This is a genomic window from Streptomyces sp. NPDC051218 (assembly GCF_044455475.1).
Classification (GTDB): Bacteria; Actinomycetota; Actinomycetes; order Streptomycetales; family Streptomycetaceae; genus Streptomyces.
The window spans coordinates 495,661-508,314 of record NZ_JBITEU010000007.1; the positions used below are offsets into that span (position 1 = coordinate 495,661).

Here is a 12,654-nt window from a genome sequence, read left to right on the forward strand (position 1 = left end):
GCACACTGATCAAGGAGAACGAACAGCTCAAAACGCGTAACCAAGAGCTGATCGTCGCCGGGCACGAGCCGATCGCCATCGTCGGGATGGCCTGCCGGCTGCCCGGCGGGATCGACTCGCCCGAGTCGCTCTGGGACCTGGTGTCCGCCGGAGGCGACGGCATCAGCGAGTTCCCCGCCGACCGCGGCTGGGACCTCGGCTCTCTGTACGACCCGCACTCTCGGGGTGAGGGCACCTCGTACTCCCGACAGGGCGGCTTCGTCCACGACGCGGGACGCTTCGACGCGGACTTCTTCAGCATCTCGCCCCGCGAGGCCGCCGCGATGGACCCGCAGCAGCGCCTTCTCCTGGAGGCCTCCTGGGAGGCGTTCGAGCGAGCCGGGATCGACCCGAAGGGAGTCAAGGGCACTCCGGTCGGCGTGTACGTCGGAGCCGGGACCTCCGGCTACGGCACCGGCGTCCCCGTCGCCGAGGAAGCCGCGGGCTACGCGCTGACCGGCACCGCGACCAGCGTGCTCTGCGGCCGGGTGGCGTACAGCTTCGGCTTCGAGGGGCCGGCGGTCACCGTGGACACGGCGTGCTCGTCGTCCCTGGTGGCGCTGCACCTGGCCGTACGCGCGCTGCAGGCCGGCGAGTGCTCGATGGCGCTGGCGGGCGGGGTCACCGTCATGGCCACCCCGGCCGCCTTCGTCGAATTCAGCAGACAGCGCGGTCTGGCACGTGACGGCCGCTGCAAGGCGTTCGCCGCCGCCGCCGACGGCACCGGCTGGAGCGAGGGCGTGGGCGTGCTCCTGGTGGAGCGGCTGTCGGATGCCCGTCGCAACGGGCACCAGGTGCTGGCGGTGGTGCGCGGCAGCGCGGTCAACTCCGACGGCGCCTCCAACGGCCTCACAGCCCCCAACGGACCCGCCCAGCGACGCGTCATCCTGGACGCGCTGGCCGCTGCCCGGCTCTCTGCCGCCGAGGTGGACGCCGTCGAAGGCCACGGCACCGGTACGACCCTGGGTGATCCGATCGAGGCGCAGGCGTTGCTGGCCACCTACGGTCAGGAGCGTGCGGAACCCCTGTACCTGGGCTCGCTGAAGTCCAACATCGGCCACACGCAAGCCGCTTCCGGCGTGGCCGGAGTGATCAAAATGGTTCAGGCGATGCGGCACGGCGTGCTCCCCATGACCCTCCACGTCGACGCGCCCAGCCCGCACGTCGACTGGGCCTCGGGCAGGGTCGAACTGCTTACCGAGAACCGATCGTGGCCCGACTCCGGAGAACCTCGTCGGGCTGGGGTGTCTTCGTTCGGTGTGAGCGGTACGAATGCGCATGTGATCGTGGAGGGGGTTCCGGCTGAGGTGCCGGGGGCCGGGGTGGTTGGTGGGGGGTCTGGTCCTGGGTCGTCTGCTGGTCTGTGGGTGTTGTCTGGGCGGGATGAGCGTTCTTTGCGTGCTCAGGCTGAGCGGTTGTGTGGGTTTCTTGTGGCGCGGCCTGAGTTGGCTGTGGTGGATGTGGGGTTGTCGCTGGCGACGACGCGGGCTGCGTTGGAGCATCGTGCGGTGGTGGTGGGTGGTGGGCGTGAGGAACTGCTGGCTGGGTTGGGGGCGTTGGCCGGGGGTGTGCCGGGCGCGGGTGTGGTGAGTGGGGAGGTTGGCTCGGGCAAGTTGGCGCTGTTGTTCTCGGGTCAGGGGTCGCAGCGGTTGGGGATGGGTCGGGAGTTGTACGGGGCGTTTGCGGTGTTCGCGGATGCTTTTGATGCGGTGTGTGCGCGGGTGGATGTGGGGCGGCCGTTGCGTGAGGTGGTGTTCGGCGAGGATGCGGGGTTGTTGGAGCGGACTGTCTACGCCCAGGCGGGGTTGTTTGCGTTGGAGGTGGCGCTGTTCCGGTTGGTGGAGTCGTGGGGAGTGACCCCGGATGTGCTGGTGGGGCACTCAATTGGTGAGCTGGCCGCCGCGCATGTGGCGGGGGTGCTGTCGTTGGACGACGCGTGTGCCCTGGTGTCGGCGCGCGGGCGGTTGATGGATGCGTTGCCCGAGGGCGGCGCGATGTTGGCGGTGGAGGTGGCCGAGGACGAGTTGCAACTGCCCGACGGGGTGGACCTTGCGGCGGTGAACGGCCCTACGTCGGTGACGGTTTCCGGTGAGGCGGAGGCGATTGCGGGGTTGGAGGAGCGGTTCCGGGCGCAGGGTGTGCGGGTGAAGCGGTTGGCCGTCTCGCACGCCTTCCATTCCCGCTTGATGGAGCCGATGCTGGCCGAGTTCGCGGCGGTCGCGGGATCGTTGACGTACCACGCTCCACAGATCCCGGTCCTGACCACGGCCCCGGGTGCGATCGACACCCCGGAGTACTGGGTGGGTCAGATACGTGAGCCGGTGCGTTTTGCGGATGCGGTGCGTGTGGCTCATGACACTGGGGTCGCTCGGTTCCTGGAGCTGGGTCCCGGTGGGGTGTTGTCGGCGCAGGCGGGGCTTTGTCTGGCTGAGCGTTCCGAGGTGACGGTGCTGCCTTTGCAGCGTTCGGGCCGTGACGGTGTGGGGGCTCTGTTTGCCGCGATCGCGGGAGCGCATGTCGCTGGAGTGCGGTTCGACTGGGGCGAGGTCTTCGGGTGTCTCGGCGGTCACGTCGTGGACCTGCCCACCTACGCCTTCCAGCGAGAGCACTTCTGGGCCGCCGTACAGCCTTCCCCTGAAGGCGCCGACCCAGCGGATTGGCGGTACGCGGTCACCTGGCAGCGTCTGCCGGAAGCCGAGCAGCCGGTACTGCGTGGGACCTGGCAGGTACTGGCGGACCCCGATGCGCTGGACCACGAAGTGGCCGCCTGGTGCGCCGAAGCGCTGGGTGCACACGGCGCCACCGTCGTCGTCGGACGCACACCCGCTCCGGACGTCGACGGGCTGATCCTCCCGCACGACCCCCGGCCGCACTCCGCCCACCCGGAGCTGTCCCTCGGGCTGGCCGCACTGCTCGCCGCGGTGCGCGGGGAGGGTGCCCCGGTGTGGGTACTCACCCGAGGTGCGGTCACGACCGGTGCGGATGACTCCGCCGCCGACCCAGGGGCGGCACAGCTGTGGGCGATGGGCCGGGCAGCCGCGCTGGAGAAGCCACACCGCTGGGGCGGCGCCGTCGACCTTCCGGAAGAACTTGACGGGGACGCCGCGCGGAGACTGACGGCCGTGCTCGCCGGCATGGGCGAGGACCAGGTGGCCATCCGTGCCGAGGGTGTCTTCGGCCGGAGACTGGCTCCGGCGCCCGTGAGCCCGGCCGAGCCCTGGCGGCCGCGCGGCACCACCCTGATCACGGGCGGCACCGGCGCGCTCGGCGCCCATGTCGCCCGATGGCTCGCGGACCGCGGCGCCCCGCACCTGGTGCTGGCCGGCCGACGCGGCGCCGAAGCCCCGGGCATGACCGAACTCACCGCCGAACTCACCGCAGCGGGAGCCGAGGTCACGATCGCCGCCTGCGACGTCAGTGACCGCGTCGCCCTCGACGAGCTGCTGGCCGCGCATCCGCCGAGCGCCGTGGTGCATGCCGCCGGAAGCGGTGAGTTCGGAACACTCGACGATGCGAGTGAGGCCGACATCGCCACCGTGCTGGCCGCCAAAGTCACCGGAGCCCTCCACCTCGACGACGCGCTCCGGGACGCGGATCTCGATGCCTTCGTGCTCTTCTCATCGGTCTCCGGCATCTGGGGCAGCGGCAGCCAGGCCGCCTACGGGGCGGCCAACGCCGCCCTCGACGCCATCGCATCCCGTCGCGCCGCCCGGCGCCTGCCCGCCACCTCGGTGGCGTGGGGCCCTTGGCGCGGCAGCGGGATGGCCGGCGCGGAGGAGACCGCCGACTACCTGCGGCGTCGCGGACTGCGCCCCATGGAACCGGCGAAGGCACTCGACGCGTTGGGCGCGGCGGTGGACGGCGGGGACGTCTCCGTGGTCGTGGCCGACGTGGAATGGGCCCGCTTCATTCCCACCTTCACCGCCGCGCGGCCGCAACGGCTCTTCGACGGGCTGCGCGGCGTCCCGCCGCAAGGCGGGGGAGAGGAACCGGCAGGGAAGGCCGACGCGGAGGCGGGTTCCGCGTTCGCGGCCCGCCTCGCCGCGCTCGGGGCCAAGGAGAGGCGGCGTGAACTGGTCGATTTGGTGCGTGCCCGCGTCGCCGTCGTACTCGGTCACCACGACGCCGATGCCGTCGATCCACGCAGGGCGTTCAGGGACCTGGGTTTCGACTCGCTCACCGCCGTCGAGTTGCGCAACCTCCTCGCCGAAGCCACCGGCTTCAGCCTGCCCGCCACCGTCGTCTTCGACCACCCCACCCCTGCCGTGCTGGCCGGCCACCTCGACGACCTCATTCTTGACGTGGACGGTGATGGGGGCGTGGTGGCCTCTGCCGCCGCCGATGAACCCGTCGCCATCGTCGGCATGGCCTGCCGCTACCCGGGAGGCATCACCTCGCCGGACGAGTTGTGGCAGTTGGTCGCCGAGGGCCGCGACGGCATCACCGACTTCCCCGAAGACCGGGGCTGGGACACCGCACGGCTCTACGAACCCAACGGCAGTGCGGGCACCTCTTACGTCCGCGAGGGCGGATTCCTCAGCGATATCGCCGAGTTCGACGCCCGCTTCTTCGGTATCTCCCCGCGCGAGGCGGTGGCCACCGATCCGCAGCAGCGCCTGATGCTGCAGGTCGCCTGGGAGGCCATGGAGCACGCCGGCATCGATCCCGCCGCGCTGCGCGGCAGTGACACCGCCGTGTTCGCGGGCACCAACGGGCAGGACTACCCGGTACTGCTCGCCGGAGATCCCGAAGTCAGCGAGGGACACCAGGGCGCCGGCAACGCGGCTGCCGTACTCTCCGGCCGCCTCGCGTACACCTTCGGCTTCGAGGGACCCACCCTCACGGTGGACACGGCGTGCTCGTCGTCCTTGGTGGCGCTGCACCTGGCGGTGCGCGCGCTGCGGGCCGGCGAGTGCTCGATGGCGCTGGCGGGCGGGGTCACGGTGATGTCGACACCGACCGCCTTCGTGGAGTTCAGCCGACAGCTCGGACTGGCGGCCGACGGCCGCTGCAAGGCGTTCGCCGCCGCCGCCGACGGCACCGGCTGGGGCGAGGGCGTGGGCGTGCTCCTGGTGGAGCGGCTGTCGGATGCCCGTCGCAACGGGCACCGGGTGCTTGCGGTGGTGCGCGGCAGCGCGGTCAACTCCGACGGCGCCTCCAACGGCCTCACAGCCCCCAACGGACCCGCCCAACGACGCGTCATCCGCAGGGCGTTGGCCGACGCGGATCTGCGGCCTTCCGACGTCGACGTGGTGGAGGCGCACGGTACGGGCACGAAGCTGGGTGATCCGATCGAGGCGCAGGCGTTGCTGGCCACCTACGGTCAGGAGCGTGCGGAACCCCTGTACCTGGGCTCGTTGAAATCGAACATCGGGCATACGCAGGCCGCCGCCGGGGTGGCGGGTGTGATCAAGATGGTGGAGGCGATCCGCCGGGGCGTACTCCCGGGGACGTTGCATGTCGACGAGCCCACGCCGCAGGTGGACTGGTCGGCGGGTGCGGTGGAGCTGCTGACCGAGGCACGTGACTGGCCGGAGACGGACCGGCCCCGCCGGGCCGGGGTCTCCTCCTTCGGCGTCAGCGGCACCAACGCCCACGTGGTGCTGGAGGCCGTTCCGGCAGCGGAACACGCAGAAACACAAGCACCGTTGAGCGACAGCACCCCGCTGCTCCCGCTGCTGCTCTCCGCCCATACGGCGGACGCGCTTCCGGCACAGGCGGAGAAGCTGCGAGCGGCCCTTGACGGGCACCGGATCGCTGACGTGGCCCACTCGTTGGCAACGACCAGGGGAGCGCTGGAGCACCGTGCCGTGGTGCTGGCAGCCGACAGCGAAACAGCGGACGCCGCGCTGCGGAACCTCAGCAGCGCTGTCGTCGGACGGGCCGAGGAGGACGGTTCTCTGGCGCTGTTGTTCTCGGGTCAGGGGTCGCAGCGGTTGGGGATGGGGCGTGAGTTGGACGGGGCGTTTGCGGTGTTCGCGGATGCTTTTGATGCGGTGTGTGCGCGGGTGGATGTGGGGCGGCCGTTGCGTGAGGTGGTGTTCGGTGAGGACGCGGGGTTGTTGGAGCGGACCGTCTACACCCAGGCGGGGTTGTTTGCGTTGGAGGTGGCGCTGTTCCGGTTGGTGGAGTCCTGGGGAGTGACCCCGGATGTGCTGGTGGGGCACTCGATAGGCGAGTTGGCCGCCGCGCATGTGGCCGGGGTCCTGTCGTTGGACGACGCGTGCGCCCTGGTGTCAGCGCGGGGGCGGTTGATGGACGCACTGCCCGTCGGCGGGGCGATGCTAGCGGTGGAGGTGGCGGAGGAGGATCTGACGCTGCCTGACGGGGTGGACCTTGCGGCGGTCAACGGCCCTACGTCGGTGACGGTTTCCGGTGACGCGGAGGCAATCGCCGGGCTGGAGGAGCGGCTTCGGGCGCAGGAGATACGGGTCAAGCGGTTGGCTGTTTCACACGCCTTCCACTCCCGCCTGATGGAGCCGATGCTGGCCGAGTTCGCGGCCGTGGCGGAGTCGTTGACCTACCACGCCCCGCAGATTCCGGTCCTCACCACCGCCCCCGGTGAACTGGCCACCCCCGCCTACTGGGTGGGTCAGATACGCGAACCGGTCCGTTTCGCCGACGCCCTCGCCTCGCTCACCGGGGTGCGGACGGCGCTGGAGCTGGGTCCGGACGGAGTGCTGTCGGCGGCCGCCTCGGCACTGCTGGATCAGGGCATGGCCGTACCGGCGCTGCGGCCCAGGCGCGACGAAGCCGAAACGCTGCTCCGCGCTGTGGGAACCCTGCATGTGCGGGGTGTCGCGGTGGACTGGGCCGCCCTGCTCGCCCCCGCAGGCGGTCGGCGCATCGAGCTGCCCACCTACGCGTTCGCTCGCGAGCGCTACTGGCCCTCGGCCTCGGCACGCCCTGGTGACGTGGTTTCCGCCGGACTGGGGGAGACCGGGCACCCGGTCCTCGCCGCCGGTGTGGAACTCGCCGATGACGGCCGTCTGTTGTTCACCGGACGCATCTCCCTCCGCACACACCCGTGGCTCGCGGAACACCGTGTGCACGGCCGGATCGTGGTGCCCGGCACGGTGTTCGTCGACCTCGCGGTGCGCGCCGGCGACCAGACGGACTGCGACGTCGTGGACGAACTGGTCCTGCACACACCGCTGGTGCTGACCGCCGAAGAGTCCGTCCAGCTTCAGGTCACCGTGGGCGCCCCGGGCGAGGACGGCGGCCGGGAGATCACCGTCCACTCCCGTACGTCCGATGGCACCGGCTGGTTCGGCCAGCCGTGGACCAGGCACGCTTCCGGCACGCTGCGGGCCGCCGCCCCGGTTGCCGCGCCGGAGCTGTCCTGGCCGCCGGTCGACGCGCAGGCGGTGCCGATGGACGAGCTTTACCCCGAACTGGCCGCGGTCGGCCTGGACTACGGGCCCGTGTTCCAGGGCCTGCGCGGAGTCTGGCGAGCGGGTGAGGAACTCTGGGCCGAGGTCGAGCTGCCCGAGACGGCGCACGCCGACGCCGGACGCTTCGGACTGCACCCGGCGCTGCTCGACGCCGCACTCCACTCGCTGGCCGTAGGGGCGGTGGCATCCGACGGCCCCGCCGGATCCCCCGGACTGCCGTTCTCCTGGTCGCAGATCGCGCTGGCCGTCACCGGCGCCACCACGCTCCGTGTGCGTGTCTCACCACGCGGCGCCGACGGTGTGGAGCTGTTGGCCGTCGACCCTGACGGGCAGACCGTCGTCTCCGTCGGACGAGTGGTGCTGCGTCCCCTCGCCGAGGACGCCGCGACGGGTGCCGCCCTGTCGCGGCCGGCGCACCGGTTGGACTGGATTCCGCTCCCCGACGCGGCACGCACCACTGACACCTGGGCCGTCCTGGGCGACGACCCGTACGGCGCGGCCGAGGCGCTCTCGGTCCTGGGGGCCGACTGCGCGCGGGCGTCCGACATCGCCACGGCCTCGGCCGACTTGCTGCTGGTCACCTCGGCACCGGACGACGGCCGGGACGACGCGGAGGCGCGGGTGACCGCGATGCTGGCCACCGTCCAGGACTTCCTCGCCCGCGAGGACACCGACGCCACACTCGTGGTGCTCACCCGGGGCGCTGTCGCCGCCGGCGAGGGCGACGACCTCTCCGACGTGGCGGGCGCCGCCGTGCGCGGCCTGCTGCGCAGCGTGCAGTCGGAGAACCCCGGCCGCCTGCTGCTGGTCGACGTCGACGCCGACCCGTGGACCGCGCTGCTCAGCGTGCCGGGCGCGGACGAACCAGAACTCGCCGTCCGCGACGGCCGGTTGTACGCCGCCCGTCTGACCTCGCTCGCGGAACGCACCCTGCGTGCGCCCGAGGGCCCGTGGCGGGTGGGTGTGGTGTCGCGGGGCGCTGTCGAGGGTGTGGGGTTGGTGTCCGCGCCTGATGCGGAAGCCGCACTGGAAGCAGGACAGGTGCGGGTGGCGGTACGAGCGGCGGGGATGAACTTTCGGGATGTGCTGAACGTGCTGGGTATGTACCCCGGGGAGGTGGAGCTGGGGGGTGAGGCCGCTGGTGTGGTGGTGGAGGTAGGGCCCGGGGTCTCGAATCTGGCTGTGGGGGACCGGGTGTTGGGGTTCTTCAGCGGGGCGATGGGGCCGTTGGCGGTGGCGGACGCGCGGCTGGTGGCTCCAGTTCCGGAGGGGTGGTCCTTCGTCCAGGGCGCTGCGGTTCCGATCGCGTTTGTGACCGCGTATTACGGGTTGCTGGACGTGGGCGGTCTGGTGGCCGGGGAGTCGGTCCTTGTACACGCGGCCGCGGGCGGGGTCGGGATGGCGGCGGTGCAGATCGCGCGGCATGTGGGAGCCGATGTGTACGGCACGGCCTCGCCCGGCAAGTGGGGCGCGACCGGGCTGGACGCGGGGCACCTCGCCTCCTCGCGGGATCTGGAGTTCGAGAAGATCTTCGCGGAGCGTACGGGCGGGCGTGGGGTGGATGTGGTGCTGAACGCGTTGGCGGGTGAGTTCGTCGACGCTTCGGTCCGTCTGCTGACCGCGGGCGGACGGTTCGTGGAGATGGGGAAGGCCGACGTACGTGATCCGGACTCGGTGGAGGGCCGGATGTACCGTGCGTTCGATCTGAGCGAGGCGGGTCCCGAGCGGATCGGGCAGATGCTGGACGAGGTGCTGGCTCTGTTCGCGCGGGGTGTGCTCAGTTTGCCGCCGGTACGGACCTTCGACGTACGGCGAGCGCCGGACGCGTTTCGTTTCATGAGCCAGGCCCGGCATGTGGGCAAGGTCGTGTTGTCCATGCCGCGTGCGGTGGAGCCGGGCGGCACGGTGCTGATCACTGGTGGCACGGGTGCTCTGGGTGCGTTGATCGCCCGGTACCTGGTGGACCGGCGCGAGGTGGACAGGCTGCTGCTGCTCAGCCGCCGCGGCCCGGACGCCGAAGGCGCGGACACCCTGGCGGCGGACCTCGAGGCGGCCGGAGCGCGAGTCGAGATCGTGGCCTGCGACGTCACCGATCCCGAAGCCCTGGCCGAGGTGCTGAACGGGCGACGCGTCAGCTCCGTCTTCCACCTCGCGGGTGTCCTCGACGACGGTGTGGCCACCGCCCTCACACCCGACCGTGTCGCCCCGGTGCTCGCACCCAAGGTCACTGCGGCGCGGGCTCTGCACCAACTCGTCCCCGACGCCGAGGAGTTCGTGCTCTTCTCGTCCGTATCCGCCACCCTGGGCAGTCCCGGCCAGGCGTCGTACGCCGCGGCCAACGCCTACCTCGACGCCCTGGCCCACCACCGCCGCACCCGCGGGCTGCCGGCCCTGTCCCTGGCCTGGGGTCCGTGGGACGTCGGCGCGGGCATGCTCGGCGTGCTCACCGACGGCGACCGCCAGCGGGCCACCCGCTCCGGTCTGCCCGTGCTCACCGCCGACGAAGGCCTGCTCCTGCTCGACGAGGCTCTCACCGGGCCGGACCCCGCCGTGGTGCCGGGCGCCGTCGATGTCACCGGGTTCGCAGGCCGTCCCGACGTGCCGCATCTGCTGCGCGGTCTGGTACGGGGTCGTCGGCGCACCGCCGCCGCGGCCCGGGAGACCGGCTTCGCCGACCGGCTGCGGGCCCTGCCTCCCGCCGAGCGAACGCAGGTGCTCCTTGACTGGGTGAGGTCGGAGGCGGCCACCGTGCTCGGCTTCGCCGGAGCGGACGCCGTCGAACGGGACCGTGCGTTCAAGGACCTTGGCTTCGACTCGCTGACCGCCGTGGAACTGCGCAACCGGCTCGGCGCGGCCACCGGCACCCGACTGCCAGCCACCCTCGTCTTCGACTACCCGACGCCCGACGCGCTCGCCGAGCGGCTCGGGGCCGATCTGGTGCCACCCGCTCGCGACCCGGCGGGGACCATGATGGCCGGACTGGACGAACTGGAGGCCGCGTCAGGCGAGTTGTCCGACAGCGACCGTTCCCGGCTGCGGGTCAGGATGAGCGCCCTGCTCGCCCGGTGGGCGGATGAACCCGACGACCGGAACACCGCCGACGAGGGCCGGGACGCCGATCTGTATTCCGCCACCGAGGAGAGCATCTTCGCGCTCATCGACAACGAGCTGGAGAGCCCGTGACCCACCACCACTGAGCGGATCTATCTGAATCGACACCGTCACCGGATCCTTGAGTTCACCCGCGTGTGTTTCGTACGGAGGTATTCCGCGAATGTTCCCGGAATCTCTCCCGTGGTGGTCGCATTCCCGGCGGGCCGCCCCGCTGCCCGGACACCCGGAGCGACCTCACGGTTCGTCCCCCTAGGGGTGGGCTAGGGGTTGTCTGCGGCTTGGAGTGGTTCGTAGCCTCAGTGAGAATTTTCGCTGGTGGTATTGGGGCGATTTTTCGGGAACCCAAAAAGATTCGTGAACCCAAAAAACTATGCGTCACGCGGCCCGCGTGATTTGTGCGAGATTCCCCGCGCGCAAGTGAACTGTTGGTCCGGAGAAGGTGGCATCGAGTGGCCGACAATCAGAAGTATCTCGACTACCTCAGGCGGCTTACCGCGGACCTGCGGCAGACCAGGCGCCAGCTGCGGGAGGTCGAGGCGCGCGGCAACGACCCTGTGGCGATCGTCGGCATGGGCTGCCGCTATCCCGGGGGCGTGCACTCCCCGGAGGACCTCTGGCAACTGGTCTCCGAGGGCCGTGACGGCATCTCCGGATTCCCCCTCGATCGTGGCTGGGACACCGCCGTATACGACGACGACCCGGACACCGCCGGCACGACCTACGTGCGCGAGGGCGGATTCCTGCACGACGCGGGCGAGTTCGACGCCGACCTGTTCGGCATCTCCCCCCACGAGGCGCTCGCGATGGACCCCCAGCAGCGGCTGATGCTCGAGACCTCCTGGGAAGCCCTGGAACGCGCGGGCATCGACCCGCTGTCCCTGCGCGGAACCCGCACCGGCGTCTTCATCGGTTCCTCGTCGTCCGCCTACGGCACTGGCCTCCGCACCCTCCCGCAGGGCGTCGAGGGACATCTGCTCACCGGCAGCGCGCCCAGCGTCGTCTCCGGCCGCGTCGCCTACGCCCTGGGCCTCGAAGGGCTCGCGGTCACCGTGGACACCGCCTGTTCGTCGTCGCTGGTCGCCACCCACCTCGCCGTGCAGGCGCTGCGCAACGGAGAGTGCGACACGGCGCTCGCGGGTGGCGTCACCGTCATGATCAGCCCGGGCATCTTCACCGAGTTCAGCAGGCAACGAGGCCTCGCTTCCGACGGCCGCTGCAAGCCATTCTCCGCCGATGCCGACGGCACCGGCTGGTCCGAGGGCGCCGGTGTCCTCGTGCTGCGCCGCCTCTCGGACGCCCGCCGCCGTGGCGACCGGGTGCTTGCCGTGATCAGGGGATCCGCCGTCAACCAGGACGGCGCCTCCAACGGCCTGACCGCGCCGAACGGTCCTTCGCAGGAACGCGTCATCCGCGCCGCCCTGGAGAACGCCCAGCTCGCCGCCGCCGACATCGACGCGGTGGAGGCGCACGGCACCGGTACCACCCTGGGTGATCCGATCGAGGCGCAGGCGCTGCTCAACGCCTACGGGCAGGACCGGCCGGCGGATCGGCCGTTGTGGCTGGGATCGATCAAGTCCAATATCGGGCACTCCCAGGCCGCGTCCGGTGTCGCCGGCCTCATCAAGATGGTGATGGCCCTGCGCGGCGAGGAGCTGCCGCCCACCCTCCACGTCACCGAGCCCACGCCGCACGTCGACTGGTCCCAGGGCCAGGTCCGGCTGTTGACCGACCCGACGGCCTGGCCGCAGGACCCGGAGCGGCCTCGCCGTGTGGGCGTCTCCTCGTTCAGCATCAGCGGAACCAACGCTCACCTCGTCCTGGAGAGCGCCGACGCCACGGCCGCACCGACCGAGGACAAGGCCAAGGGCACCGGCGAGCCCACGCCCGGCATCGCCGACACCACGGTGCTGCCCTGGATACTGTCCGCCCGCACCCCTGAGGCGCTGCGGGGACAGGCCGAACGGCTGGCCGAGGTCGCCGACGGCCTTGACCCGGTGGGTGTCGCCCGCTCCCTGGCGACTGGTCGGGCGGTGTTGGAGCATCGGGCGGTGGTGTTGGGGTCGGATCGTGTGGGGGCGTTGCGGGCGTTGGCGGGGGGTGTGGGGCA

The 12,654-nt window shown here is 71.2% G+C and carries 2 protein-coding genes; both read left to right on the forward strand.

The genetic code is table 11. The features are described 5' to 3' along the window. Positions 1 to 8 precede the first annotated feature (8 nt). Complete coding sequence (locus ACIBCK_RS23420; protein ID WP_399393137.1) at positions 9 to 10,616, forward strand: SDR family NAD(P)-dependent oxidoreductase; 10,608 nt, start codon at positions 9 to 11, stop codon at positions 10,614 to 10,616. Between the two features lie 380 nt (positions 10,617 to 10,996). Next, positions 10,997 to 12,654: type I polyketide synthase (locus ACIBCK_RS23425; protein WP_399393105.1), on the forward strand; the 1,658-nt coding region annotated here is incomplete at its 3' end.